The following is a 23947-nucleotide window of genomic DNA, read 5'->3' as shown; positions in this document are numbered from 1 at the left end:
GTTTTAGCCGAAATCGACGGCGGTGTCGTGTGCGGGGCGTGCGACGTAGTGTCGCGACCGGTGCCGGTGGTCGGCGGATGCACGTAGAGCCGGGCTCTGCCCGGCTGATGCCCTGACGCACGTAGAGCCGGGCTCTGCCCGGCTTGAAGGTGCCAAACAGCCGGGCAGAGCCCGGCGCGCCGGATCGCGAACAGCCGGGCAGAGCCCGGCTCTACGGGTGCGCTGGCAGCCGGGCAGAGCCCGGCTCTACGGGTGTGCTGGCAGCCGGGCAGAGCCCGGCTCTACGGGGCGTGGGCGTCGGCCGGGGTTACCACTCCGGCAGTTTTTCCGGGAGCAGGGCGCGGATCGGTTCGCCGCCCTCGCCCGCCGCCAGTTTCTCGGCTTCGGCGATGGGCAGGTCGACATCGAGCAACCAGCCGTCTTCGTCGGCCTGTTCGCTGCGCACCACTTCCAGCTGGTGCAGGCGCGAGCGCAGCCGGCCGGCACTGGGTGGCAGGCGAAGTTCGCCGGTGACATGCTGCAGGCCCAACCGCTTGCCCAGTACGGACTGCAGCAGCGGCAGGCCAAGCCCGTCGCGTGCGGAAATCCATACGCGCTCGCGGCGCGCCTCATCGGGGATGCCGTCCTGCGCGTCGTGACGCACTTCGGCACCATCGATGCGGTCGATCTTGTTGAAGACCAGCAGCTGCGGCAGATCACCGGCACCGACCTCGGCCAGTACTTCGTCGACCTGGGCGATGCGCTCTTCGCGGTGCGGATCGGCCGCATCAACGATGTGCAGCAGGAAATCGGCCTCGCGCGCTTCGCTCAGGGTCGAGCGGAACGCGGCCACCAGCTCATGCGGCAGATCGCGCACGAACCCGACGGTGTCGGCCAGCACGACGCTGCCGCCGGGCACGATGATGCGGCGCACGGTCGGGTCCAGGGTGGCAAACAACTTGTCGGCGGCATACGCCTCGGCACCGGTCAGCGCGTTGAACAGCGTCGACTTGCCGGCGTTGGTGTAGCCCACCAGGGCCACGCGCGGCAACTCGCTGCGCACGCGTGCGCGGCGCATCTGGGTGCGCTGCACTTCCACTTTTTCCAGCTTCTTCTGCAGCTGCTCGACCCGCTTCTGCAGCAGCCGGCGATCGGTTTCCAGCTGGGTTTCACCCGGGCCACGCAGGCCGATGGCACCGCCGCGCTGACGCTCCAGATGGGTCCAGCCGCGGACCAGCCGCGTGGCCATGTGGCGCAGCTGCGCCAGCTCGACCTGCAGCTTGCCTTCGTGGCTGTGCGCACGCTGGGCGAAGATGTCCAGGATCAGGCCGGCACGGTCGATCACCCGGCGCTCCAGGAACCGTTCCAGGTTGCGCTCCTGCACCGGCGACAGCGAATGGTTGACCAGTATCAGGTCGGCACCGGTGGCGTCGGCCGCGGCTTTCACCTCGTCCAGCTTGCCGGTGCCGATCAGGATCGACGGGTTGGGCCGATCGATGCGCGCGGTCAGCGTCGCGGCGATGCTGGCCCCGGCGGAGCGGGCCAGATCGGTGAACTCTTCAAGCACATCCTCTTCGAGCCGGCCGGAATGCGGCTGGATCAGGAGTGCGTGTTCGCCTCGCTTGGAACGGTCAAACACGCAATTCTCCGGAAATACCGAACGTATTACTCAACGTCGTCTTCACCTTGGACGCCTTCGGCGCCACCTTCATTGGACTGTACATAGCCGCCGCCCGGACCGACCCGCACGTTGCGCGCCGGCACCACGGTCGAAATGGCGTGCTTGTACACCATCTGGCTCACCGTATTACGCAGCAGCACCACGAACTGGTCGAACGATTCAATCGTCCCCTGAAGCTTGATGCCATTGACCAGATACACCGAAACCGGCACGCGCTCGCGCCGAAGTGCATTGAGAAACGGATCCTGCAGCGATTGCCCCTTGGACATTGCCAACTCCTGATTATTGTTTTTATGGTCTTCCGGCAGTTCCACGGCCCCCGCCGCCCACCGGAATCCTTGATGGTACACGGGCCGGAGGGGAGAAGGCGTGGAGTCAGCGTGCGACGAAGGTCGACACCGCGTCCGCCAGGGAAGCCTTATCCAGATGGGGGTCGAACCAGCGCACATCAAGCTCGCCCCGCAGCCAGGTCAGCTGGCGCTTGGCCAGTTGGCGGGTGGCCTGGATGCCCCGCTCGCGGAACTGGCTGGCACTGCCCTGCCCGTCCAGAAACTCCCACGCCTGGCGGTAGCCGACCGCGCGGATGGCCGGAAGGTCCAGCGGTGCCGCCACCCGCGCCATGTCCGGCAGCGCGCGCAGGGCGCGGACCTCGTCCAGGAAGCCGTGGGCCAGCATGGCGTCGAAACGGGTCTCGATGCGCTGGTGCAGCACGCTGCGCTCGCGCGGGGCCAGCACCAGCTTGAGGGTGCGCACCGGCAGGCGATCCACGCCGGGCAGTTTCTGCCATTCGCTGATCGGGGTGCCGCTCAGCCGGTACACCTCCAGCGCACGCTGGATGCGCTGCGGGTCGGTCGCATGAATGCGTGCTGCGGCCACCGGGTCGATGCCGGCCAGTTCGGCGTGCAGCGCCACCCAGCCCTCGGCGGCCGCCTGTTCGGCAATCCGCGCACGGGTGTCGGGATCGGCCGGCGGCATCGGCGACAGCCCCTGCAGCAGCGCACGGAAATACAGCCCGGTGCCGCCGGCCAGGATCGGCATGCGGCCACGGGCCACGATGTCGGCGACCGCGCGCGCGGCATCGGCGGCGAACTCGGCGGCTGAATAGGTCTGCCACGGATCGCGAAGGTCCAGCAGGTGGTGCGGTGCCTGCGCGCGTTCGACCGCATCCGGCTTGGCCGAGCCGATCTCCAGGCCGCGGTAGACCAGCGCCGAATCGACGCTGACGATCTCCCCGCCCAGCTGCTGCGCCAGCGCGATCGCGGTGGCGGTCTTGCCCGACGCGGTCGGGCCCATCACCGCGATCGCCAGCGGGCGCTGGTCCACGGCCATCAGACGTCGTCCGGCCAGCGCGGCATCGTCGGCGCTGCGTCCACGCGCGGCATCGGCACCGCATCCACCGCCGCCCACACCTTGAGGGCGTCGACCGTGGCGGCCACGTCGTGCACGCGCAGCAGCATCGCGCCGCGCTGGGCGGCGATCAGGTGCGCGGCGACCGAGCCGGCGACGCGGTCGCGCGGCTGCTCGCGGCCGGTCAGCTCGCCGATGCTGCGCTTGCGCGACAGGCCCGCCAGCATCGGCACGCCGAGGTCAAGAAAGCGCGCCGAGCGCGCCAGCAAGGTCATGTTGTGTTCGGTGGTCTTGCCGAAGCCGAAGCCCAGGTCGATGACCAGGTGCTTTTTGGCCACGCCGGCCATCTCCGCCTGGAACATGCGCTCGGTCAGGAAACGATGCACCTCGGCCACTACGTCGTGGTAATGCGGGGTGTCCTGCATGCTGCCCGGCTCGCCCTGCATGTGCATCAGCACCACGGGCACGCCGAGGTCGGCGGCTGCCTCGAGCGCACCGGGCTGACGCAACGCATGGATGTCGTTGATCATGCCGGCGCCGGCCGCCACGGCAGCACGCATCACGGCCGGCTTGAAGGTGTCGATGCTGATCGGCACCGTGGTTTCCGCCGCCAGCCGCTGAATGACCGGAATCACCCGGCGCAGCTCTTCGTCCTCCGGCACCGGCGCGCTGCCGGGACGGGTGGACTCGCCGCCGATGTCCAGCAGGTCAGCGCCCTCGGCGACCAGCTGCAGGCCATGCGCGACCGCGGCCTCCACGGTGTCGTGCGCGCCGCCGTCGGAGAACGAGTCCGGGGTGACGTTGACGATACCCATCACGCGCGGGCGATCCAGCCGCAGCACGCGGCCGCCGCAATCGAGCTGGGGGGAAATGTCGAACATGGGCAGGTCCACGGAATACGCCAGCGCGTAGTTTACGCCGGCGTACCGCTGCGACCGTCAGAGATCGCCGAGCTTGGCGCCGTCCACTGGATTGGCCAGCCATTGCGCCAGATCGCTGCCGATCGCATTCACGGTGCGCTCCAGCACGTCGCAAGAGCCCTTGAAGCCGGCGAACGCTCCGCCACGCGACGTGCGCCGCGCCGTGACCGAGGCGATCTGCTTCCCCTCCTGGAACAACACACCCCGCGCGGTGGCCGACTTGAAGTGGCCGGAGAACGCATTGCCGGCGCTCTGCGCCTCGACCAGCTCCAGCTGCAGTACCCGACCGTGGTCGGTGGGCAGCGCGGTGTCGAAGACGATGGTATTGCCATGCCTGGGGGCATCCTTGCCCAACGCGCTTGCCAGCTGCGCGCCGATGCGGCATTCGGTCTTGATGTTCTCGGCAATGTAGGAAGACGCCGCATAGGGCACCGGGTCCTGCACGTGGATCTCGGCAGCCAGTACCGGCGTGGCACAGCACGACAGCGCCGCAACAGCGGCGCGCAACGAATGACGCATGGATTCCCCCTGGAATGTAGGCGCGCGATCACCGAGTGTGCCGCGCGGCAGCGTCATCCTGCCGCCACCCTGACCGCAGCGCAAGCCTCGCTCAGCGTTGCTGGCGGCGCTTGCGATCCACGTACAGCGTCTTGGCAATGCTCAGCAGGATGCCCACCGCAATGCCGATGCCGGCGCCCAGCAGGAAGTTGTCACGGAACAGGCCGATGCCCACGCCCACCACCGTGGCGATCACCATTTCGGCAGTGTGCGACACCGGGGTCGGGGGCGGGATGGACATGGCAACTCCGGAACGGACGACGAAACGAGGTGTCCATTATGGCGCGGAAACGACGAAGGCCGGGTTGCCCCGGCCTTCGTCATTCACTTCACTGCCCGCTTACAGCTGCTCGGCAGGACCGGCAATCGGCGGCACCGGACGGGCGTCGCCGCCCTTGTCGTTGTTGTTGCCGTTGCCGCCGTCCTTGTTGGACTTTTCCCAGCCCATCGGCGGCGGCGGATCGCGACCTTCCATGACCGCATCGATCTGCGGCACATCGATGGTCTCGTACTGCAGCAGCAGCTGCGACATGGTGTGCAGCTTGTCCAGGTTGGCGGTCAGCAGCTCGGTGGTGCGGGCGTAGGCCTTGTCCAGGATGCTGCGCACCACTTCGTCGATGCGGCGCGCGGTATCGTCGGAGACGCTCTTGTGCTGGGTGACCGAACGGCCCAGGAACACTTCATCGTCTTCCTCGCCGTAGGCGATCGGACCCAGCTCATCGGACAGGCCCCACTTGGTGACCATGTTGCGGGCCATCTTGGTGGCGCGCTCGATGTCGTTGGACGCACCGGTGGTGACCTTGTCGGTGCCGAAGATCAGCTCTTCGGCCACACGACCACCGTACAGCGAGCACAGCTGCGATTCGATCGCCACGCGGTTCATCGAGTACTTGTCGCCTTCCGGCAGGTACATGGTCACGCCCAGCGCGCGACCGCGCGGGATGATGGTGACCTTGTAGACCGGATCATGCTCGGGCACCAGGCGGCCGACGATGGCGTGGCCGGCTTCGTGGTAGGCGGTGAGCGTCTTTTCTTCTTCGCTCATCGCCATCGAACGGCGTTCGGCACCCATCAGGATCTTGTCGCGGGCACGGTCGAAGTGGTCCATGCGGACTTCCTTCTCGCCACCACGCGCGGCGAACAGCGCCGCCTCGTTGCAGAGGTTGGCCAGGTCCGCGCCGGAGAAGCCCGGGGTACCGCGCGCGATCACCATCGGCTCGACGTCGTCGGCCAGCGGCAGCTTGCGCATGTGCACCTTCAGGATCTGCTCGCGGCCGCGCACGTCGGCCAGGCCCACCACGACCTGGCGGTCGAAACGGCCCGGGCGCAACAGCGCCGGATCCAGCACGTCGGGACGGTTGGTGGCGGCGATGACGATCACGCCCTCGCCTCCCTCGAAGCCGTCCATTTCGACCAGCAGCTGGTTCAGGGTCTGCTCGCGTTCGTCATGACCGCCGCCCAGGCCGGCACCACGGTGGCGGCCGACGGCGTCGATTTCGTCGATGAAGATGATGCACGGCGCCTGCTTCTTGGCCTGCTCGAACATGTCGCGGACGCGGCTGGCGCCGACGCCGACGAACATTTCCACGAAGTCCGAGCCGGAGATCGAGAAGAACGGGACCTTGGCCTCGCCGGCAATGGCGCGGGCCAGCAGGGTCTTGCCGGTGCCGGGCGGACCGACCATCAGCACGCCGCGCGGGATCTTGCCGCCCAGCTTGGTGAACTTGGTCGGGTCGCGCAGGAAGTCGACCAGCTCGCCGACCTCTTCCTTGGCTTCGTCGCAGCCGGCAACGTCGGCGAAGGTGACCTTGATCTGGTCTTCGCCCTGCAGCTTGGCGCGCGACTTGCCGAAGGACATGGCGCCCTTGGAGCCGCCACCGCCGCCCTGCATCTGGCGCATGATGAACAACCAGAAGCCGATGATCAGGATCACCGGGAGGAAGTTCATCAGAATGGCGCCCAGCGAGATACCGCTGGACGGCTCTTCCTGGACGATTTCCACGTTCTTGCCGCGCAGCACGTTGATCAGGTCACGATCGTAGGGCGCGGTGATGGTGGCCGACTGGCCGCCACGGGTGGTGTAGGACAGCTGGCTGGTGCCGCCGCGCACGTCACCGGCAAAGGTGACCTTCTGTACGTTGCCGCTGTCCACCTGGTCCAGGAACTGCGAATAGGTCGCGCCCTGGGCTCCCGCGCCGCTGCTCTTGGGCGAGAAGCTCTGGAAGACCACCATCAGCACCACGGCGACGACCACCCATAGCAGGAGGTTCTTGGTCAAGTCGTTCATCCTCATTGGCTCCGGTGTTCCTCTAATTCCTGACGCGATTCGTATGGTTGAGCTTACTTGATCTGCGTGCGTTTGCCCTGCCCCAAGGCATACACCTCGGGAGAGCGCTTGCGGGACGCTTCCGGCTTGCGGATGGCGACCTTGTCGTACCGGCGGCGCATCTCGCGCACGTAGTCGTCAAAGCCCACGCCCTGGAACAGCTTGATCAGGAACGCGCCACCCGGCTTGAGATGGTTGTCGGCAAATTCCATCGCCAACTCCGCCAGGTGCATCATCCGCGGCTGGTCGACCGCGTCCATGCCACTTTTATTGGGGGCCATATCCGACAGAACAAGGTCCACCGGCTGATTCCCCAGCATCGCTTCGAACTCCGATAGGACCGCTTGCTCCCTGAAGTCTCCGTGAAGGAACTCCACCCCGGCCAGCGGTGGCATCTCCAGGATGTCCAGGGCCAGGACCCGCCCGGTGTCGCCGATCTGCCGGCGCACCTGCTGGGACCAGCCGCCCGGGGCCGCGCCAAGGTCGACCACCACCATGTGCGGCTTCAGCAGCCGGTCACGCTCAAGCAGCTCCTCCAGCTTGTAAGCCGCGCGCGAGCGCATGCCCTCTGCCTGGGCCTTCTTCACGAAGGGGTCGGAAAAGTGTTCTTTCAACCAGCGTTGACTGCTCTTGCTGCGCGATACCATTGGTAATAGGGCCGGAACGGGTGGTCATGATACCCTGATCGCCCCAGATAACCGCTTGTTCCTGAATGTCTATTGCCCTGACCTCTGCCCAGACCCGCTTCCTCCGCGGCCATGCCCATGATCTGAAAGCCCTGCTGCAGATCGGCGGCAAGGGGGTCACGCCGGCCTTCCTGGCCGAACTGGAGGAAGTTCTGGAACGCCATGAACTGATCAAGGTGAAGGTGGCCGCCGAGGACCGCGACGCCCGTGACGCCATGATCGCCGAACTGACCACCGCCTCCGGCAGCGCGCTCGTGCAGCGCATCGGCCACGTGGCCGTGCTGTACCGCCCGAGCAAGGAAATGCGCCAGATCGTGCTGCCGCGCGGCTGATCCCGGACCCCACGATGCAACTGAGCCACGAACTGCCCGACTACGCCTACGCCCTGCGCGCCGCCGATGGCCGCACCGCAAAGGTGAATGACCGCACCCTGGCCAGCAGCTTCGTGCTGACCCCGGACACGCTGATCGAGGCGTGGCCGGTGGCCGACATCAGCGCACTGACCCCGGAGCACCTGCAGCCGGTGCTGGCGCTGAACCCGGCGCTGGTGGTGCTTGGCACCGGCGATACCCAGGTGTTTCCGCCGGCAGCCGTGATGGCTGCCTGCCTGACCCGTGGGATCGGCCTGGAAGTGATGAACAACCCGGCGGCTGCCCGCACCTTCAACATCCTGGCCGGCGAAGGCCGCAAGGTGGCGGCGGCGTTCATCCTGGCCGGCTGAAACCGGCGATTTTCGTTCAGAAAAGGCCGCCGCGAGCGGCCTTTTTTGTGCCTGCGCCCGGCTCCCGACAGCGACGCATGGCGCCGCTTTACCACCCGGTTACGGGCTGTGCGGGGTAGAGCCGACCGTTGGTCGGCTGCATTGATTACCGCGGCGGCAGGTAGAGCAGCGGGTCGACCGGCTTGCCGTTGTAGCGGATCTCGAAGTGGAGCATGTCGCGGGTGGTGCCGGTACGGCCCATCTCGGCGATCTGCTCACCGGCCTTCACGCTCTGGCCCTCGTTGACCAGGCGCTTGCGGTTGTGGCCATAGGCCGACAGCCACTGGTCGCTGTGCTTGATGATGATCAGCTCACCGAAGCCGACCAGACCGGCACCGGAGTACACCACCACGCCCTGTGCGGTGGCGCGGACCGGCTGGCCGCTGCTGCCGGCGATATCCACGCCCTGCTTGGTGACGTCGGCACCCACGAACCTGCCCACCAGCGCGCCATCGGCCGGCCAGCGCCAGCTGATGTTGCTCTTGATGGCGGTGGTCGGCGACGGCGTCGGCGTGGCCACCGGGGTGGTCGTACCGGGACGCGGTGCGGTCACTACGGTGGTCGGTGCCCGACCCGGTGCGCCACCGCCCGGATACAGCTTGAGGGTCTGCCCCGGGTAGATCGTGTACGGCTCGGACAGCCCGTTCCAGGCGGCCAGGTCACGCGGGGTGATGTTGTGGATGCGCGCCAGCGCATACAGCGTGTCGCCCTTGCGGATCACCGCGGTCTGGCCCGGCTTGGCCACCGACGCCTGCGGCGTGGTGTGCACCGTGCTGCCGCCGCGGCCGCCGGCCGGCTTCACCACCGTCGCGGTGCCGCACGCGCCCAGCGTGGCCACCGCCAGCAGCAGCGCCGTGGCGCGCATTCCCTTGTTCAACCGATCAGCACTCATGCTAACTTCGACCTCCAGACAAGCCAGGCGACCAGCGCCACGACCAGCACGGTCGCGATCCAGCCCAGCGGTTCAATCCAACGCCGCAGCGCAGCTTCCGCGCGCGGTCCACCAATACGGATCACCGCGGCCAGCACGAACACGCGCTTGCCCCGGCCGATCAACATGCTCAGGAAGTACTGCGGCAACGGCACGCCGACGATACCCGATGCCCATGTGAAGACCTTCATCGGGATTGGCATGAAGCCGCCCAGCACCAGGAAGGTGAACACCGCCCAGGGCGACTCGGCCATCTTGGCCTGCACCACCGCGATGCCGCTCTCGATGCTGCCCAGCATGCCCAGCGCGGCGAACACCGGCTTGAGCACTTCAAAGGCGTAATGCCCCAGCGCATAGCCGACCAGTGCACCGGCCATCGAGCCGGACAGACTCAGGGTAGCGAACCACCAGCCGCGCTTGGGCTGGGCCACGCACATCGGCGCCAGCATCACCTCGGGCATCACCGGGAAGATGATGGCCTCGATGAAGCTGAGCACGGTGAGATAGGTCGGGGCGCGCTCGTGCGCGGCCCACTTCATCGCCCGCTCGTACAGCGGACCAAAGATCTTCATGACGTAACGCTCCTGGGAATCAATCCAGCATGCCAGACAGCAGCGGCACGAACGTGACCGGCGCCAGTACCTGCTGTTCAATGCTGCCGTCGTCGCGACGGGTCAACTGCACCAGCGACTGCGCGCCGGGACCGCCCACCGGGGCCACCAGGCGGCCGCCCACGGCCAGCTGTTCAACCAGTGCATCGACCAGTGCCGGTGCCGCGGCGGTCACCACGATCGCATCGAAGGGACCATGCTCGGCCCAGCCGGCGCGGCCATCGTCGTGCTTGGTGCGGATGTTCATGCCCAGCGCCCGGAACCGCTTGCGCGCCTGCCGCAGCAGGTCGCCGATGCGCTCCACGGTATAGACCTCCAGCCCTACCGCGCCGAGCACCGCGGCCTGGTAGCCCGAACCGGTGCCCACTTCCAGCACGGTCTTCGGTGCGCACTGCAGCACCGCCTCGGTCATGCGCGCCACCACCCACGGCTGGGAGATGGTCTGGCCGTGGCCGATCGGCAGCGCGGTGTCTTCGTAGGCACGCGAGGCCAGCGCTTCGTCGATGAACAGATGCCGGGGCACCACGCGGATGGCATTGAGCGTGTCTTCGTCGGCGATGCCGGCTTCGCGCAGGCGCTCGACCAGCCGGTCGCGCACGCGCTGGGAGGTCATGCCGATGCCGACCGCTTCGGGCTGCAGGCGCAGGCGCGGGCTCATGCTGGCTGGTCCAGGGCGGCGGTCAGCCCACCCACCCAGCTGGCCACCTTCTCCAGTGCCTGGTAGCGGGTGAGGTCGACCTGGATCGGAGTGATCGAAATGAAGCCGTTGCGCACCGCGTGGAAATCGGTGCCGGGGCCGGAGTCCTGTTCGCGCCCGGCCGGGCCGATCCAGAACACCTCGTTGCCGCGCGGATCGCGCTGGGCGATGCAGCCCTCGGCACGGTGCCGGTTGCCCAGGCGGGTGACCTCGAAGCCGCGGATCTCGCTCCACGGCAGGTCCGGTACGTTGACGTTGAGGATGGTGTCGGCGGGCAGCGGGTCGGCCTTGAGGCGGGTCACGATCTCCACCGCGGCGCGCGCGGCGGTCTCGAAGTTGCGCGGCTCGTGGTTGCGCGTCACCAGCGACATGGCCACCGCCGGCAGGCCAAGGAAACGACCTTCCATGGCGGCCGAGACGGTGCCGGAATAGATGACGTCATCGCCCAGGTTGGCGGCATTGTTGATGCCCGACACCACGATGTCCGGCTCGTATTCGAGCACGCCGGTCAGCGCCAGGTGCACGCAGTCGGTGGGGGTGCCCGCGACGGAACAGGTGTAGTGGTCGATGCGCTTGAGCCGGATCGGCAGGTCCAGGGTGAGCGAATTGCTGGCGCCGGAGCGGTCGCGGTCCGGGGCGAACACGGTCACTTCATGACCGGCGTCACGCAATACCGACGCGAGCATTTTGATGCCGGGGGCGTCGACACCGTCGTCGTTGCTGACCAGGATCCGCATCTGCGATTTAACCGCTTGATTTTTCAAGACTTCGATTCCATCACTTTCCAGCGTTGGCGGGGCCGGCGCGTCCCCAGATGGGGCGGGTCGACCGCGCAAGTGCGTCAGCTATTGTGCCGCAAGCGGGCAGATCGTCCTACCCCGGAAACGGTAGGCAGCTGCCCTCGGCTGGCATTACGCTGTACGCATGTCACATCCTGAAGACGAAGACCCCGCCGCGCTGTTCCGTTCGGCCATCGGCGAGGTCAAACCGCTGCGCAAGCCCGCCGCTGCGCCGCCGCCCACGCCCAAGCCGAAGCCGCGCGCACGCATGGCCGAACGCGATGACCAGGAGGCCCGCGGCGAATTCGCGCGGCTGCTGCGCGACAGCAGCCCGCTGGAAGCCGGCGACACCGCCAGCTACCGCCGCGACACCCTGCCCGCCCGCATGTTCCAGCGGCTCAAGCGCGGCCAGTATTCAGTGCAGGACGAGCTGGACCTGCACGGCGCCACGGTGGCGCAGGCCGAAACGCTGTTGCGCCAGTTCCTGCTGGAAGCGCATGCGCACGAGCATGGCTGCGTGCGCATCATCCACGGCAAGGGCCTGCAGTCCGACGGTGGCGCGCCGGTGCTGAAGAACCTGGTCGACCGCCTGCTGCGCCAGCGCAACGACGTGCTGGCCTTCCATTCGGCACCGGCCGGGCAAGGCGGTACAGGCGCAGTGCTGGTGCTGTTGAGCAACCGGTAGCGCCCGCCACAGCGGTAGAGCCGACCGTTGGTCGGCTGCATTTCGGTCCGACGCGTGGATCTGGCGCGTAGAGCCGACCGTTGGTTGGCCGCATTCCGTTCCGGCGCCGGGAAACCACGTACCGCGCCAAGCCAACCAACGGTCGGCTCTACCGGACGTGGATCTGGCGGACCGTTGGTCGGCTGCATTTCGGTCCGGCGCGTGGATCTGGCGCGTAGAGCCGACCGTTGGTTGGCTGCATTCCGTTCCGGCGCCGGGAAACCACGCACCGCGCCAAGCCGACCAACGGTCGGCTCTACCGGACGTGGATCTGGCGGACCGTTGGTCGGCTGCATTTCGGTCCGGCGCGTGGATCTGGCGCGTAGAGCCGACCGTTGGTCGGCTGCATTCCGTTCCGGCGCCGGGAAACCACGTACCGCGCCAAGCCGACCAACGGTCGGCTCTACCGGACGTGGATCTGGCCGACCGTTGTTCGGCTGCATTTCGGTCCGGCGCGTGGATCTGGCGCGTAGAGCCGACCGTTGGTCGGCTGCATTCCGTTCCGGCGCCGGGAAACCACGTACCGGGCCAAGCCGACCAACGGTCGGCTCTACCGGACGTGGATCTGGCCGACCGTTGTTCGGCTGCATTTCGGTCCGGCGCGTGGATCTGGCGCGTAGAGCCGACCGTTGGTCGGCTGCATTCCGTTCCGGCGCCGGGAAGCCACGTACCGCGCCAAGCCGACCAACGGTCGGCTCTACCGGGCGGGAATCTGGCGGACCGTTGGTCGGCTGCGTTCCGTTCCGGCGCGTGGTTCAGGCGTCGGGTTGGCTGGCGTCTTGCACCGGCCCAAGCTCGTGCAGCACCGCCGTGGCATAGCAGCCGGGCGGCAGCGCGAAGCTGAGTTCCAGCACGTCCGGCTGCAGCCACTGGTGCTGCAGCATCGCCGGGCGCAGGCGCAGCGCGCGGCGTTCCTGCTTCAGACGGGCCCCTTCCAGTCCAGCACGCAATGCCAGCGACTGCTCGTCGCCGATCGCGTCCATTTCCAGCGCCGCCGCCGCATCGCTGCTGCGCAGTTCACCCTCGCCCCACAACGGGCCGCTGGGGTGGATGTCGAACCGTGCCAGGCGGTCGGCCAGCAGGTCGGTGAACGGCTCGGGGCCGAACACGCTGCGGCTTCCGTCCAGCATCCACACCTCACCGTCCAGCGGCGCGTCCCAGTTGCCCTGCGCCACGCGTTCGGCGAGCACCTGGTTGAACAGCGCCGAGCGGGCGGCCGAGAGCAACAGCGAGCGCTGGTCCGGGCGCATCCGACGCCCGCCGAACATCGCCAGGGCGGCCGGCACGTTGCCGCCGTCGCGACCGAAGCGCTGCTCGCCGAACCAGTTCGGCAGGCCGCGCGCGGCGATCAATGACAACCGCTCGTCGATCGCGGCTGCGTCGCCCTGCACGTCGCGCAACACCAGCTTGAAGCGGTTGCCGGCCAGCGCACCGCGCTGCAGCTTGCGGTTGTGCCAGGTGGAATGGACCACCTCGATCTCATCGGAGGCCAACAGCGCCGGATCCGGTGCGACCCGCTTCGGCAGGTGCACGCTGAAACGCTGGGTGGTGACCGCATGGCGATCCTTCATGCCGGCGTAGCTGACCGCCATGTCAGGCAGCCCGGCCCAGCGCGCGAGCACTTTGGCCACGTGCACGGTGTTGGCGCCGCGCTTGCGGATCGTAAGCAGCAGGTGCTCGCCCTCCCCGCTCGGCTCGAACGCGGGCAGCTCGTCCACCTGGAAATCATCCGGCGTGGTGCGGATCTTCGCGGTCAACAGCGGCGCACCGAACGCCAGCGGCAGCGCGATCACAGCGCCACCAGCAGCACGACGGCCTGGGCGGCAATGCCTTCACCGCGCCCGGTGAAGCCCAGCTTCTCCGAGGTGGTGGCCTTCACGCTCACGCAGTCCAGCGCCACGCCGAGCACGCTGGCGATGCGCTCGCGCATGGCGGCCGCGTGCGGGCCCACCTTGGGCCGCTCGCAGATCACGGTGATGTCGGTGTTGCCGACCTGCCAGCCGCGTTCGCGCAGCAGGCTGTTGCAGTGCGCGAGCAGGTGCGCGCTGTCGGCCCCCTTCCAGCGCATGTCCGTCGGCGGGAAGTGCACGCCGATGTCGCCCAGCGACAGCGCGCCGAGCATCGCATCGCACAGCGCATGCAGGATCACATCGCCATCGCTGTGGGCCAGCACGCCGCAGCTGTGCGGCACGCGGATGCCGCCCAGCATCACGTGGTCGCCCTCGCCGAAGGCGTGGACGTCGTAGCCCTGTCCGATGCGGACCGGCGGGAAGGGTGCGGTATTCATGGCAAAAACCTGCAGTTGTGGCGACGCGCGCGGGCTCAATACCCGCGACGCGCCAGCTCGAATTCGAATCGGGACAGATCGGCCGGGGTGGTGACCTTGAAGTTGTCCTCGCTGCCTTCCACCAGCAACGGGCGCAGTCCCTGCCGCTCCATCGCCATGGCATCGTCGGTGACCTCCACGCCGGCGTCGGCCGCCTCCTGCAGGGCCCGTGCCAGCTGGTGGCGGCGGAACAGCTGCGGGGTCAGCGCGCGCCACAGGCGGGCACGCGGCTCGGTGGCGTCGATGCCGCCGTCGTCGCCGGCACGCTTGAGGGTGTCGCGCACCGGTGCGGCCAGGATCGCCCCGACCGGATCATTGCGCCCCACTTCCAGCAGCCGGCCAAGGTCGGCGGCAGCCAGGTTGGGCCGTGCGGCGTCATGCACCAGCACGAAATCATCGGCCCGCACGCTGTCGGGCAAGGCCTGCAGGCCGGCCAGCACCGAGGCGGCGCGGGTGGCGCCACCGATGCAGGTCAGGATCGGCTTGTCGGCCAGCGACTGCCAGCCCGGCCAGTCGGTGTCGCCGTCGGCGACCACCACCATCACCCCGGCCACGACCGGGTGCGACAGCAGAGCCTCCAGCGTATGGGCCAGCAGCACCCGGTCGCCCGCGACCAGGTACTGCTTGGGGGTCTCCCCGCCGAAGCGGGTGCCGCGGCCGGCCGCCGGCACCACGGCCCAGACCGTGCCCATCAGGGCACGTCCTGGTGCGGTGCGTCGGGGTCGATCGCCACCGGCGCGCGCGCGGGCGCAACCGGGGCATCTTCCACCACGCGGTAGAACTTCTCGCCCGGCTTGATCATGCCCAGCTCGCTGCGCGCCCGTTCTTCGATGGCCGCCTGGCCTTCCTTGAGGTCCTTGACCTCGGCGGCCAGCGCGTCGTTGCGCTGTTGCAGACCGGCGTTGTCGCGCTTCTGGTTTTCGACCTGGGCTTCCAGGGTCATCACTTCACCTGAATTGCCCGGGCCGAACCAGAAACGGTACTGCAGCCACGCCAGCAACAGCGCCAGCAGCAGCAACATCCAGCGCCAGTTGCGCATGGGATCAGCGCTTCAGCGACACGAACGCATCACGGCCGGCGTAGCGCGCACCGGCACCCAGCGCTTCTTCGATGCGCAGCAGCTGGTTGTACTTGGCCACGCGGTCGCTGCGGCACAGCGAGCCGGTCTTGATCTGGGTGGCGGTGGTGGCCACGGCGATGTCGGCGATGGTGGTGTCTTCGGTTTCGCCCGAACGGTGCGACACGACGGCCGCGTAGTTGGCGGCGTCGGCCATGGCGATCGCTTCCAGGGTCTCGGTCAGGGTCCCGATCTGGTTGACCTTGATCAGGATGGCGTTGGCGGTGCCCGAGGCGATGCCTTCCTTGAAGATCTTCGGGTTGGTCACGAACAGGTCGTCGCCGACCAGCTGCACCTTGCCGCCGATGCGGTCGGTAAGCAGCTTCCAGCCCGCCCAGTCGTTCTCGGCCAGGCCGTCTTCGATGGTGATGATCGGGTACTGCGCGGCCCAGTCGGCCAGGAAGTCGACGAACTGCTCGGAGGTCAGGCGCTTGTTCTCGCCCACCAGGTTGTACTTGCCGTTTTCGTAGAACTCGGTGGACGCCACGTCCAGGCCCAGCATCACGTCTTCACCGGCGGTGTAGCCGGCCTTGCCGATCGCTTCCAGGATGGTGTCCAGCGCTTCGACGTTGCTGCGGAAGTCCGGCGCGAAGCCGCCTTCGTCGCCCACGGCGGTGCTCAGGCCATGGCCCTTGAGCACGGACTTGAGCGAATGGAAGATTTCGGTACCGGCGCGCAGCGCCTCGGAGAACGAGGTGAAGCCGACGGGCAGCACCATGAATTCCTGGAAGTCGACGTTGTTGTCGGCATGCGCGCCGCCGTTGATGATGTTCATCATCGGCACCGGCAGCGACGGAGTCACGCCGGTCTTGCCGGCCAGGTACTGCCACAGCGCCTGCTTGTTGGCAGCGGCGGCGGCGTGCGCGGTGGCCATGGACACAGCCAGCAGCGCGTTGGCGCCCAGGCGGCCCTTGTTCTCGGTGCCGTCGAGGTCGATCAGGCGACGGTCCAGGCCTTCCTGGTCGGCGGCGTCATAGCCCTTCAGCGCGTTGGCGATGGTGGTGTTGACGTTGGCCACGGCGTTGCGCACGCCCTTGCCCAGGTAACGGGTCTTGTCGCCGTCACGCAGCTCCACTGCTTCCTTGCTGCCGGTCGAGGCGCCCGACGGAACCGCGGCGCGGCCGAACGAACCGTCCTCGAGGATGACATCGGCTTCCAGCGTGGGGTTGCCACGGCTGTCGAGGATTTCACGGGCGTGGATGCTGCGGATCGTGGTCATGGTGGGCCGGTTACCAGTCAGGAAGGGGAAACGCCAAAAAAGGAGCGCTGAAAAAGCTGCCGCGTGATTATCGCCATCCACCTGCCGCTTGCCAAATCGGCGTGCGGGCAGGCAGCGGCGGCAACGGCCTAGAACAGCGCCGGTACCAGCAGCGCTACCAGCAGCAGCGCCATCAACATCAGCGCACACACGCCCCCGGCCGGTTGCCGGCGCAGGCGCAGGGCCAGAACGCTGGCGACCCCGCCGCCCAGCAGCAGGCCGACGCCCAGCGCCAGGGTGAAATACAGGTACGGGGCGGTGGCCTGCAGGGCGTGGCTGCCATCGCCGGGCATGCCCATGCTGCTCATCACCAGCACCACCAGCATGAAGGCGCAGGCCCAGGCGCCGATCGACATCAGCAGCGCGGCCCAGCCCCAGGGCCAGGTGCGCCAGCGGCGGCGCACGTCCTGCACCGCCTTCGGGTCCCGGCTCATGCCGGCCGCCCGGCAGGGCGACCGGTGCACGGCGCGATCAGGCGCCTGCGTCCAGCTTGGTACCGGCCTTGCGCTCACGCGCGGCGCGTATGAAACCGATGAACAGCGGGTGGCCATCGCGCGGGGTGGACAGGAACTCCGGGTGGGCCTGGCACGCCAGGAACCACGGATGCTGGTCGCGCGACAGCTCCACCACTTCCACCAGGGTGTCGTCCATCGACTTGCCGGCGATCACCAGGCCCGCATCTTCCAGCTGGGTGCGGTAGCGGTTGTTGAACTCGTAGCGGTGGCGGTGGCGCTCGGACACCACGTCCTTGCCGTACAGCTCGCGGGCCAGCGTGCCCGGCTTCAGGCGCTGCTCCTGCAGGCCCAGGCGCATGGTGCCGCCAAGGTCGCTCTTGTCGTCACGCTTTTCCACATCGCCGGTGGCGGTGCGCCATTCGGTGATCAGGCCGATCACCGGGTTCGGCGACTGGCGGTCGTTCTCGGTGCTGTTGGCCCCTTCCAGGCCGGCCACGTGGCGGGCGAAATCGACCACGGCCGCCTGCATGCCGTAGCAGATGCCGAAGTACGGCACCTGCTGCTCGCGGGCGAACTGCGAGGTCAGCACCTTGCCTTCGAAGCCACGGTCGCCGAAGCCGCCGGGCACCAGGATGCCGTCGACGTCCTTCAGCGCGCCCATGTCGCTACCTTCCAGGTCCTGGGCTTCCAGCCACTTCAGGTTGACCTTGGTGCGCTGGCGCAGGCCGCCGTGCTTGAGCGCTTCACCGACCGACTTGTAGGCGTCCTGGTGGTCGACGTACTTGCCGACCACCGCGATGGTGACCTGGTCCAGCGGGTGCAGGGTGGCGTCCACCGCCGCTTCCCACTCGTGCAGGTCGGCCGGGCCGGCCTTGTCACCGAGCTTGAACTGGTTGATGACGATGTCATCCAGGCCCTGGGCGTGCAGGCCCATCGGGATGCGGTACAGCACGTCCACGTCGGGCACGCTGATCACCGCGCGCTCGGAAACGTTGGTGAACTGGGCGATCTTGCGGCGTTCCGAATCCGGCACCACCTGCTCGGACCGGCACAGCAGCACGTCCGGCTGGATGCCGATCGAGCGCAGTTCCTTGACCGAGTGCTGGGTCGGCTTGGTCTTCAGCTCGCCGGCGGCGGCGATGTACGGCACCAGGGTCAGGTGCATGAACAGCGCCTTCTCCGGGCCACGCTCGGTGCGCACCTGGCGGATTGCCTCCAGGAACGGCAGCGACTCGATATCGCCCACGGTGCCGCCGATCTCGACCAGGGCCACGTCGAAGCCTTCGGTGGCCTCGTCCATGCAGCGGCGGATCTCGTCGGTGATGTGCGGGATGACCTGCACGGTGGCGCCCAGGTAGTCGCCGCGGCGCTCCTTGCGGATCACGTTCTCGTAGATGCGGCCGGTGGTGACCGAATTCTTGCGGCTCAGGCGGGTACGCACGAAGCGCTCGTAATGGCCCAGATCCAGGTCGGTCTCGGCGCCGTCGTCGGTGACGTAGACCTCGCCGTGCTGGAACGGGCTCATGGTGCCCGGGTCGACGTTGATGTACGGGTCGAGCTTCATCATCGTGACGCTGAGGCCACGGGCTTCAAGGATGGAGGCGAGTGACGCGGCGGCAATGCCTTTGCCGAGCGAGGACACTACGCCGCCGGTTACGAAGATCAAGGGAGTCATGGCTGGGGGTGTCCTGTCAGGAAGGGGAAGACGGCGCCGGCGCGCAGGGCGGCGGACGACGTGAAGGGGAAAGGGGGGCGGATCCGGTCGGCGGGGGCGGTGGACACACGCGCCGGGGACGGGATCGGGGAAGCAGCGCGGGGACCAGTCGGCGAGGTCGGGGTGGCCGTGCCGGTCGCCGTTGGGACCGTCACCTCCTGCCTACCCTGCTGGCGATCGCGCACGATCAGGCCAGTCCATTCGCTGATGGATGACACGCACTGCTCCCGGAAAGCGCTAGTTTACAGATTGAAGGCCGCAAGCCCAAGCACTGGATTGCGGTCCCCACAAAAAAGGCGCCCCGGCAAGGCCGGGGCGCCCATGGCAGCAGAAGAAGGCTCAGCGCTTCTTTTTGGCCTCTTCCTCTTCTTCCTTCTGCGGGGCCTGCGCGCCCCTGGCCTTCATCTCGGCCGAGGCCTGGGCCCGGCGCTTGGCCTTGGCGTCCGCCTCGGACTGGGCCTTGTCGGCCTGTTCGCCCTGCTGCGGCGTGGGCTGGCCCTGTCCGGCGTTCTGGGCCATGGCCAGCGGCACGGCCACGACGGCGGCGGCAATGGCAACGATGGTCAGCAACTTCTTCATGGGTCACTCCTCGCGGTATCGGCTTGGGATGGGGTCGCCGGGGTACGGTTTCCACCACGCACAGTGTATCCAACCCTGGTCGGCCGCCCCCTGAACGTGCGGCGTGCAAAAAAACCGTCCAGACCGCAAACTTCGCCGTCGCTTTGCGCTATATGAAAACAGATGAACGCCCGTTATAACGCCGCCGATATTGAAGTCCTGTCCGGCCTGGACCCGGTCAAGCGCCGCCCCGGCATGTACACCGACACCGCGCGCCCGAACCACCTGGCGCAGGAAGTCATCGACAACGCCGTCGATGAGGCCCTGGCCGGGCATGCCCGTACGGTCGAGGTCACCCTGTACAAGGACGGCAGCTGCGAGGTCAGCGATGACGGTCGCGGCATGCCGGTGGACATCCACCCCGAGGAAAAGATCCCCGGCGTCGAACTGATCCTGACCCGCCTGCATGCGGGCGGCAAGTTCAACAACAAGAACTACACCTTCTCCGGCGGCCTGCATGGCGTGGGCGTCAGCGTGGTCAATGCGCTGTCGACCCTGGTCGAGGTGCACATCAAGCGCGATGGCAGCGAGCACCGCATCACCTTCCGCAATGGCGACCGCGCCACCCCGCTGGAAGTGGTCGGCAGCGTCGGCAAGAAGAACACCGGCACCCGCGTGCGCTTCTGGGCCGACCCGAAGTACTTCGATACGCCCAAGTACAACCTGCGCGCCCTGCGCCACCTGCTGCGCGCCAAGGCGGTGCTGTGCCCCGGCCTGACCGTGAAGCTGCGCGATGAAGCCACCGACGAGCAGGACACCTGGTACTACGAAGATGGCCTGAGCGATTACCTCAAGGCCGAGCTGGGCGAGCGCGAGATGCTGCCGGCGGACCTGTTCGTGGGCCACCTGAAGAAGGAAAACGAGATCGTGGACTGGGCCCTGGCCTGGATTCCGGAAGGCGAGCTGGTCCAGGAAAGCTACGTCAACCTGATTCCGACCGCCCAGCACGGCACCCATGCCAATGGCCTGCGCACCGGCCTGACCGAGGCGCTGCGCGAGTTCTGCGACTTCCGCAACCTGCTGCCGCGCGGGGTCAAGCTGGCCCCGGAAGACGTGTGGGACCGGGTGTCGTTCGTGCTGTCGTTGAAGATGACCGACCCGCAGTTCAGCGGCCAGACCAAGGAGCGACTTTCCTCGCGCCAGGCCGCCGGGTTCGTCGAGGGTGCCGCGCACGACGCCTTCAGCCTGCTGCTGAACCAGAACGTGGACATGGGCGAGAAGATCGCCCAGCTGGCCATCGAGCGCGCCAGTGCGCGCCTGAAGACCGAAAAGCTGGTGACCCGCAAGAAGGTCACCCAGGGCCCTGCCCTGCCCGGCAAGCTGGCCGACTGCATCAGCCAGGACCTGTCGCGTACCGAGCTGTTCCTGGTGGAAGGCGACTCGGCCGGCGGCAGTGCCAAGCAGGCGCGCGACAAGGACTTCCAGGCGATCATGCCGCTGCGCGGCAAGATCCTGAACACCTGGGAAGTGTCCTCGGGTAGCGTGCTGGCCTCCGAAGAAGTGCACAACCTGGCCATCGCGATCGGCTGCGACCCGGGCAAGGACGACATCAGCGGGCTGCGCTACGGCAAGGTGGTGATCCTGGCCGACGCCGACTCCGACGGCCTGCACATCGCCACGCTGCTGACCGCCCTGTTCCTGAAGCACTTCCCGGCGTTGGTCGATGCCGGCCACGTGTTCGTGGCAATGCCGCCACTGTTCCGTATCGACGTGGGCAAGCAGGTGTTCTACGCGCTGGATGAAGAAGAGAAGCGCACGATGCTGGACAAGATCGAGCGCGAGAAGATCAAGGGCACGGTCAGCGTGACCCGCTTCAAGGGCCTGGGCGAGATGAATCCGCCGCAGCTGCGCGAGTCGACCATCCACCCCGACACGCGCCGCCTGGTGCAGCTGACCATCGACGATGGCGAACAGACGCATTCGCTGATGGACATGCTGCTGGCCAAGAAGCGCGCGGGCGACCGAAAGCAGTGGCTGGAGAACAAGGGCGACCTGGCCTCGCTGGAAGTCTGATCGCGCCGCCCGCCGCAGCCTGATGGAAAAGCCCGCCTACCGGCGGGCTTTTCTTGTTGTGCTCCGAGTGACGCAGGTACCCATCGCGGGTGGGTATGGAAGACATCGCCGGCCGCGAACGGGTCCGGGAAAGGGCGATAATCGAACCACGTTCACCTGAAGACCCGCCGATGACCGGTATCCGCACCGCCCTGCCCGCCGACTACGACGCCATCACCGACGTATGGGAAGCGTCGGTGCGGGCCACGCACGACTTCCTGCCCGAACACGCCATCCAGACGCTGCGACCGCTGATCCGCGAGGTCTACCTGGCGGCGGTGGACCTGTGGGTGTCTTGCGATGCGCACGGCGCGATCGACGGCTTTGTCGGGGTCGCCGACGGCCGCATCGAAATGCTGTTCATCCACCCGCAGCGGCGCGGCGGCGGCATCGGCAAACACCTGCTGCACCATGCCATCCAGACGCTCGGTGCCACCGCACTGGACGTCAACGAACAGAACCCGCAGGCGGTCGGCTTCTACCAGCATCAGGGCTTCGTCGTCACCGGGCGCTCGCCGCTGGATGGCCAGGGTCAGCCATATCCCTTGCTGCACATGGCGCTGCCCGACGCGGCGCGCCCCTCTTCCTGATCGAGTGTTCCCATGTATTTCGACCCGACCCTGCAGCTCAAAAGCGCGCGCCTGGTACTGAGCCCGATCCGCGCCAGCGACGGCGCCGCCCTGTTCGCCATCCAGTCCGATCCGGCGGTGATGCGCTACTGGAACCACCCCGCCTGGACCGACATCAAGCAGGCCTACGCGCAGATCCTGGACGACCTGGCCGCGATGCGGGCCGGCACCCAGCTCAAGCTGGGCATCCGCGAGCACGCCGACGCGCCTTTGCTCGGCATTTGCGTGGTGTTTGCGATCGATGCCGAGTCACGCCGCGCCGAGATCGGCTACCACCTGGCGCCGGATGCACAGGGCAAGGGCTACATGCGCGAAGCGCTGCAGTGCTTCATCGACCACCTGCTGGACGACCGTGGCCTGCGCCGGCTGGAAGCCGAGATCGACCCGCGCAACGTGCCCTCGGCCCGCGTGCTGGAGCGGATCGGGTTCCAGCGCGAAGGACTGCTGCGCGAGCGCTGGTGCGTGGGCGGAGAGCTGTCCGACTCGGCGTTGTACGGGTTGCTGGCACGGGACCGTAGCGCCTGACCCCTGCGCTGCGCGGGCGCGACCCTGCCTGCGTCCTATTAAAAAACCCGCCTTTCGGCGGGTTTTTCGTGGCAGCCGGGCAGCTTGGCAGCCGGGCAGAGCCCGTCTCTACGGGGGGCTTACGCCCAGCCGAACAGCTCGAACAGGCGCAGGATCAGGTACGCGCAGCCGCCTGCCGCCGGGATCGTGAGGATCCAGGCCCAGACGATGCGCTCGATCACGCCGAAGCGCAGCGAACGCGGGTTCTTGGCGTAGCCCACGCCCATGATCGCCGTGGAGATGCTGTGCGTGGTCGACACCGGCATGCCGAAATGCGCCGCCAGGGTCAGGATCGTGGCCGAACTGGTCTCGGCGGCGAAGCCGTGGATCGGGTGCAGCTTGACCATCTTGTGCCCGAGGGTCTTGATGATCTTCCAGCCACCCGACGCCGTACCGGCCGCCATCACCACCGCGCAGGTCAACACGATCCACATGGCGATGCCGTCACCGGCACTGGCCTGCGGATGCATGAAGGCCAGCCACGACGGCAGGTCGTTCAGCGCACCGGTCGCTTCGGCGCCGATCAGGGTCATGGCGATGATGCCCATGGTCTTCTGGGCGTCGTTGTGGCCGTGGGCAAAGCCCATGTAGGCGGCCGACACGATCTGGGCCTTGCCGAAGAACGCATTGACGATGCGCGGACGCGCCAGGCGCCCGAGCCAGCCACCAGCCTTGGCCATGCCGGCGATGATCGCCCAGAGCAGCAGCATCACCACGATGCCCAGCAGGAAGCCGGCCACCGGCGAGGTGATCATCGGCAGGAACACCTTCCACAGCAGGCCCTTGTTCTGGGCCCAGGTGCCGATCCGCTCGGACCAGATCAACGCGTCCCAGTTGTTGTGGGCCGCGGCCAGGCCCGCGCCGCACAGGCCGCCGATCAGGGCGTGCGAGGACGACGAGGGCAGGCCCTTCCACCAGGTGATCAGGTTCCAGATGATGCCGCCCAGCAGCGCGCACAGGATCACCTGCGGGGTCACGTCGACCACGTTGGTGTTGAGCAGGCCCGAGGCGATGGTCAGCGCCACGGCGGTGCCGGTCAGGGCGCCGATGAGGTTCATGAAGGCCGCGAGCATCACCGCCCAACCGGGCGAGAGCACTTTGGTCGCCACCACGGTGGCGATGGAGTTGGCGGTGTCGTGGAAGCCGTTGATGAACTCGAAGACGAGCGCGGCCAGGATCACCACCAGGACAAGGGTCAGCATGCTGTGGCGTCCG

At 67.6% G+C, this 23947-nt stretch carries 27 protein-coding genes; 6 read left to right on the top strand and 21 right to left on the bottom strand.

Going from position 1 to position 23947, the window contains the following annotated elements; genetic code table 11:
* Window positions 1-307: 307 nt before the first annotated feature.
* The 8 genes from hflX to rlmE form a co-directional block, all read right to left on the bottom strand.
* A complete protein-coding gene (gene hflX, locus GQ674_RS06435) occupies window positions 308-1618 on the bottom strand; it encodes a ribosome rescue GTPase HflX (protein WP_159496407.1) in 1311 nt (436 codons plus the stop codon).
* Between the two features lie 26 nt (window positions 1619-1644).
* Entirely contained in the window at window positions 1645-1929 is a 285-nt protein-coding gene (hfq, locus tag GQ674_RS06430) for an RNA chaperone Hfq (RefSeq protein ID WP_137190031.1), read from the bottom strand.
* A 106-nt stretch (window positions 1930-2035) separates the two neighbouring features.
* Complete coding sequence (gene miaA, locus GQ674_RS06425; protein WP_159496406.1) at window positions 2036-2989, bottom strand: tRNA (adenosine(37)-N6)-dimethylallyltransferase MiaA; 954 nt, start codon at window positions 2987-2989, stop codon at window positions 2036-2038.
* The gene (gene folP, locus GQ674_RS06420) at window positions 2989-3888 is read right to left on the bottom strand and encodes a dihydropteroate synthase (protein ID WP_159496405.1); all 900 of its coding nucleotides are present in this window, start codon (window positions 3886-3888) and stop codon (window positions 2989-2991) included. The genes miaA and folP overlap by 1 nt, the downstream gene beginning before the upstream one ends.
* A gap of 57 nt (window positions 3889-3945) precedes the next feature.
* Window positions 3946-4503, bottom strand: coding sequence for a hypothetical protein (locus GQ674_RS06415; protein ID WP_159496404.1), 558 nt, complete (start codon window positions 4501-4503; stop codon window positions 3946-3948).
* Between the two features lie 34 nt (window positions 4504-4537).
* Window positions 4538-4726, bottom strand: a complete 189-nt coding sequence (locus GQ674_RS06410; protein ID WP_128098108.1) for a hypothetical protein — start codon at window positions 4724-4726, stop codon at window positions 4538-4540.
* A gap of 99 nt (window positions 4727-4825) precedes the next feature.
* Window positions 4826-6772: an ATP-dependent zinc metalloprotease FtsH gene (gene ftsH / locus GQ674_RS06405; protein WP_201290223.1), complete on the bottom strand. Its 1947-nt coding sequence runs from the start codon at window positions 6770-6772 to the stop codon at window positions 4826-4828.
* A gap of 53 nt (window positions 6773-6825) precedes the next feature.
* The gene (rlmE, locus tag GQ674_RS06400; RefSeq protein WP_159496402.1) at window positions 6826-7458 is read right to left on the bottom strand and encodes a 23S rRNA (uridine(2552)-2'-O)-methyltransferase RlmE; all 633 of its coding nucleotides are present in this window, start codon (window positions 7456-7458) and stop codon (window positions 6826-6828) included.
* 65 nt (window positions 7459-7523) lie between these two features.
* Here rlmE and yhbY point away from each other — a divergent pair, with 65 nt between their 5' ends.
* Entirely contained in the window at window positions 7524-7829 is a 306-nt protein-coding gene (gene yhbY, locus GQ674_RS06395) for a ribosome assembly RNA-binding protein YhbY (protein ID WP_128098110.1), read from the top strand.
* Between the two features lie 14 nt (window positions 7830-7843).
* Window positions 7844-8218 (top strand): Mth938-like domain-containing protein, encoded by a 375-nt coding sequence (locus GQ674_RS06390; protein ID WP_159496401.1) that lies wholly within the window; start codon window positions 7844-7846, stop codon window positions 8216-8218.
* Window positions 8219-8363: 145 nt separating this feature from the next.
* Here the strand turns inward: GQ674_RS06390 and GQ674_RS06385 are convergent, their stop codons facing one another.
* Genes GQ674_RS06385 through surE form a run of 4 tightly spaced genes read right to left on the bottom strand, consistent with a single transcriptional unit; the run spans window position 8364 to window position 11233 of the window.
* A complete protein-coding gene (locus tag GQ674_RS06385) occupies window positions 8364-9149 on the bottom strand; it encodes a peptidoglycan DD-metalloendopeptidase family protein (RefSeq protein WP_128098112.1) in 786 nt (261 codons plus the stop codon).
* Window positions 9146-9760, bottom strand: coding sequence for a DedA family protein (locus GQ674_RS06380; RefSeq protein WP_159496400.1), 615 nt, complete (start codon window positions 9758-9760; stop codon window positions 9146-9148). Before GQ674_RS06380 ends, GQ674_RS06385 begins: the two co-directional genes overlap by 4 nt.
* Before the next feature lie 19 nt (window positions 9761-9779).
* Window positions 9780-10457: a protein-L-isoaspartate(D-aspartate) O-methyltransferase gene (locus GQ674_RS06375; RefSeq protein WP_159496399.1), complete on the bottom strand. Its 678-nt coding sequence runs from the start codon at window positions 10455-10457 to the stop codon at window positions 9780-9782.
* Window positions 10454-11233 carry a 5'/3'-nucleotidase SurE gene (gene surE, locus GQ674_RS06370; protein WP_038689150.1) on the bottom strand — a complete coding sequence of 260 codons (780 nt, stop codon included), beginning with the start codon at window positions 11231-11233 and terminating at the stop codon, window positions 10454-10456. Before surE ends, GQ674_RS06375 begins: the two co-directional genes overlap by 4 nt.
* 187 nt (window positions 11234-11420) lie before the next feature.
* On the opposite strand from surE, the gene GQ674_RS06365 reads away from it, so the two are divergent.
* Window positions 11421-11960 (top strand): Smr/MutS family protein, encoded by a 540-nt coding sequence (locus tag GQ674_RS06365; RefSeq protein WP_128098114.1) that lies wholly within the window; start codon window positions 11421-11423, stop codon window positions 11958-11960.
* Window positions 11961-12754: 794 nt separating this feature from the next.
* Here the strand turns inward: GQ674_RS06365 and truD are convergent.
* The 8 genes from truD to GQ674_RS06325 form a co-directional block, all read right to left on the bottom strand.
* Window positions 12755-13792 carry a tRNA pseudouridine(13) synthase TruD gene (truD, locus tag GQ674_RS06360; RefSeq protein ID WP_159496398.1) on the bottom strand — a complete coding sequence of 346 codons (1038 nt, stop codon included), beginning with the start codon at window positions 13790-13792 and terminating at the stop codon, window positions 12755-12757.
* Entirely contained in the window at window positions 13789-14286 is a 498-nt protein-coding gene (gene ispF / locus GQ674_RS06355; protein WP_159496397.1) for a 2-C-methyl-D-erythritol 2,4-cyclodiphosphate synthase, read from the bottom strand. The genes truD and ispF overlap by 4 nt, the downstream gene beginning before the upstream one ends.
* Window positions 14287-14321: 35 nt before the next feature.
* Window positions 14322-15020 carry a 2-C-methyl-D-erythritol 4-phosphate cytidylyltransferase gene (ispD, locus tag GQ674_RS06350; RefSeq protein WP_038689158.1) on the bottom strand — a complete coding sequence of 233 codons (699 nt, stop codon included), beginning with the start codon at window positions 15018-15020 and terminating at the stop codon, window positions 14322-14324.
* Complete coding sequence (ftsB, locus tag GQ674_RS06345) at window positions 15017-15364, bottom strand: cell division protein FtsB (protein ID WP_128098116.1); 348 nt, start codon at window positions 15362-15364, stop codon at window positions 15017-15019. Before ftsB ends, ispD begins: the two co-directional genes overlap by 4 nt.
* A gap of 4 nt (window positions 15365-15368) precedes the next feature.
* Window positions 15369-16661, bottom strand: coding sequence for a phosphopyruvate hydratase (gene eno, locus GQ674_RS06340; RefSeq protein WP_159496396.1), 1293 nt, complete (start codon window positions 16659-16661; stop codon window positions 15369-15371).
* Between the two features lie 128 nt (window positions 16662-16789).
* Window positions 16790-17134, bottom strand: coding sequence for a hypothetical protein (locus GQ674_RS06335; protein WP_159496395.1), 345 nt, complete (start codon window positions 17132-17134; stop codon window positions 16790-16792).
* A gap of 37 nt (window positions 17135-17171) precedes the next feature.
* On the bottom strand, window positions 17172-18830 hold the full coding sequence (locus tag GQ674_RS06330; RefSeq protein WP_159496394.1) for a CTP synthase: 1659 nt from the start codon (window positions 18828-18830) through the stop codon (window positions 17172-17174).
* Window positions 18831-19208: 378 nt separating this feature from the next.
* Window positions 19209-19448 (bottom strand): hypothetical protein, encoded by a 240-nt coding sequence (locus GQ674_RS06325; RefSeq protein WP_159496393.1) that lies wholly within the window; start codon window positions 19446-19448, stop codon window positions 19209-19211.
* A gap of 162 nt (window positions 19449-19610) precedes the next feature.
* Here GQ674_RS06325 and parE point away from each other — a divergent pair, with 162 nt between their 5' ends.
* The 3 genes from parE to GQ674_RS06310 all read left to right on the top strand — a co-directional run bounded on the left by parE (window position 19611) and on the right by GQ674_RS06310 (window position 22693).
* A complete protein-coding gene (gene parE / locus GQ674_RS06320; RefSeq protein ID WP_159496392.1) occupies window positions 19611-21500 on the top strand; it encodes a DNA topoisomerase IV subunit B in 1890 nt (629 codons plus the stop codon).
* A 170-nt stretch (window positions 21501-21670) separates the two neighbouring features.
* Window positions 21671-22129 (top strand): acetyltransferase, encoded by a 459-nt coding sequence (locus GQ674_RS06315; RefSeq protein WP_159496391.1) that lies wholly within the window; start codon window positions 21671-21673, stop codon window positions 22127-22129.
* A gap of 12 nt (window positions 22130-22141) precedes the next feature.
* Entirely contained in the window at window positions 22142-22693 is a 552-nt protein-coding gene (locus tag GQ674_RS06310) for a GNAT family protein (RefSeq protein WP_159496390.1), read from the top strand.
* 119 nt (window positions 22694-22812) lie between these two features.
* Here the strand turns inward: GQ674_RS06310 and GQ674_RS06305 are convergent, their stop codons facing one another.
* Complete coding sequence (locus GQ674_RS06305; RefSeq protein WP_038689173.1) at window positions 22813-23934, bottom strand: inorganic phosphate transporter; 1122 nt, start codon at window positions 23932-23934, stop codon at window positions 22813-22815.
* Window positions 23935-23947 lie beyond the last annotated feature (13 nt).

The sequence above is a fragment of the Stenotrophomonas sp. 364 genome (genome assembly GCF_009832905.1).
Classification (GTDB): domain Bacteria; phylum Pseudomonadota; class Gammaproteobacteria; order Xanthomonadales; family Xanthomonadaceae; genus Stenotrophomonas; species Stenotrophomonas maltophilia_AP.
Note: the sequence above shows the minus strand (reverse complement) of the source record. Positions and strands in the feature narration are given on the sequence as shown.

What these genes read in the sequence shown, in the direction of transcription:
- parE (WP_159496392.1), top strand. Translation starts at nt 19,611, where the DNA reads ATGAACGCCCGTTATAACGCCGCCGATATTGAAGTCCTGTCCGGCCTG.
- GQ674_RS06375 (WP_159496399.1), bottom strand. Translation starts at nt 10,457, where the DNA reads ATGAGCCCGCGCCTGCGCCTGCAGCCCGAAGCGGTCGGCATCGGCATG.
- GQ674_RS06385 (WP_128098112.1), bottom strand. Translation starts at nt 9,149, where the DNA reads ATGAGTGCTGATCGGTTGAACAAGGGAATGCGCGCCACGGCGCTGCTG.
- hfq (WP_137190031.1), bottom strand. Translation starts at nt 1,929, where the DNA reads ATGTCCAAGGGGCAATCGCTGCAGGATCCGTTTCTCAATGCACTTCGG.
- GQ674_RS06410 (WP_128098108.1), bottom strand. Translation starts at nt 4,726, where the DNA reads ATGTCCATCCCGCCCCCGACCCCGGTGTCGCACACTGCCGAAATGGTG.
- ispF (WP_159496397.1), bottom strand. Translation starts at nt 14,286, where the DNA reads ATGAATACCGCACCCTTCCCGCCGGTCCGCATCGGACAGGGCTACGAC.
- GQ674_RS06330 (WP_159496394.1), bottom strand. Translation starts at nt 18,830, where the DNA reads ATGACTCCCTTGATCTTCGTAACCGGCGGCGTAGTGTCCTCGCTCGGC.
- miaA (WP_159496406.1), bottom strand. Translation starts at nt 2,989, where the DNA reads ATGGCCGTGGACCAGCGCCCGCTGGCGATCGCGGTGATGGGCCCGACC.
- GQ674_RS06390 (WP_159496401.1), top strand. Translation starts at nt 7,844, where the DNA reads ATGCAACTGAGCCACGAACTGCCCGACTACGCCTACGCCCTGCGCGCC.
- GQ674_RS06365 (WP_128098114.1), top strand. Translation starts at nt 11,421, where the DNA reads ATGTCACATCCTGAAGACGAAGACCCCGCCGCGCTGTTCCGTTCGGCC.
- folP (WP_159496405.1), bottom strand. Translation starts at nt 3,888, where the DNA reads ATGTTCGACATTTCCCCCCAGCTCGATTGCGGCGGCCGCGTGCTGCGG.
- GQ674_RS06335 (WP_159496395.1), bottom strand. Translation starts at nt 17,134, where the DNA reads ATGAGCCGGGACCCGAAGGCGGTGCAGGACGTGCGCCGCCGCTGGCGC.
- ftsH (WP_201290223.1), bottom strand. Translation starts at nt 6,772, where the DNA reads ATGAACGACTTGACCAAGAACCTCCTGCTATGGGTGGTCGTCGCCGTG.
- ftsB (WP_128098116.1), bottom strand. Translation starts at nt 15,364, where the DNA reads ATGCGCAACTGGCGCTGGATGTTGCTGCTGCTGGCGCTGTTGCTGGCG.
- GQ674_RS06315 (WP_159496391.1), top strand. Translation starts at nt 21,671, where the DNA reads ATGACCGGTATCCGCACCGCCCTGCCCGCCGACTACGACGCCATCACC.
- GQ674_RS06415 (WP_159496404.1), bottom strand. Translation starts at nt 4,503, where the DNA reads ATGACGCTGCCGCGCGGCACACTCGGTGATCGCGCGCCTACATTCCAG.
- rlmE (WP_159496402.1), bottom strand. Translation starts at nt 7,458, where the DNA reads ATGGTATCGCGCAGCAAGAGCAGTCAACGCTGGTTGAAAGAACACTTT.
- surE (WP_038689150.1), bottom strand. Translation starts at nt 11,233, where the DNA reads ATGCGGATCCTGGTCAGCAACGACGACGGTGTCGACGCCCCCGGCATC.
- GQ674_RS06380 (WP_159496400.1), bottom strand. Translation starts at nt 9,760, where the DNA reads ATGAAGATCTTTGGTCCGCTGTACGAGCGGGCGATGAAGTGGGCCGCG.
- GQ674_RS06310 (WP_159496390.1), top strand. Translation starts at nt 22,142, where the DNA reads ATGTATTTCGACCCGACCCTGCAGCTCAAAAGCGCGCGCCTGGTACTG.
- eno (WP_159496396.1), bottom strand. Translation starts at nt 16,661, where the DNA reads ATGACCACGATCCGCAGCATCCACGCCCGTGAAATCCTCGACAGCCGT.
- GQ674_RS06305 (WP_038689173.1), bottom strand. Translation starts at nt 23,934, where the DNA reads ATGCTGACCCTTGTCCTGGTGGTGATCCTGGCCGCGCTCGTCTTCGAG.
- yhbY (WP_128098110.1), top strand. Translation starts at nt 7,524, where the DNA reads ATGTCTATTGCCCTGACCTCTGCCCAGACCCGCTTCCTCCGCGGCCAT.
- GQ674_RS06325 (WP_159496393.1), bottom strand. Translation starts at nt 19,448, where the DNA reads ATGAAGAAGTTGCTGACCATCGTTGCCATTGCCGCCGCCGTCGTGGCC.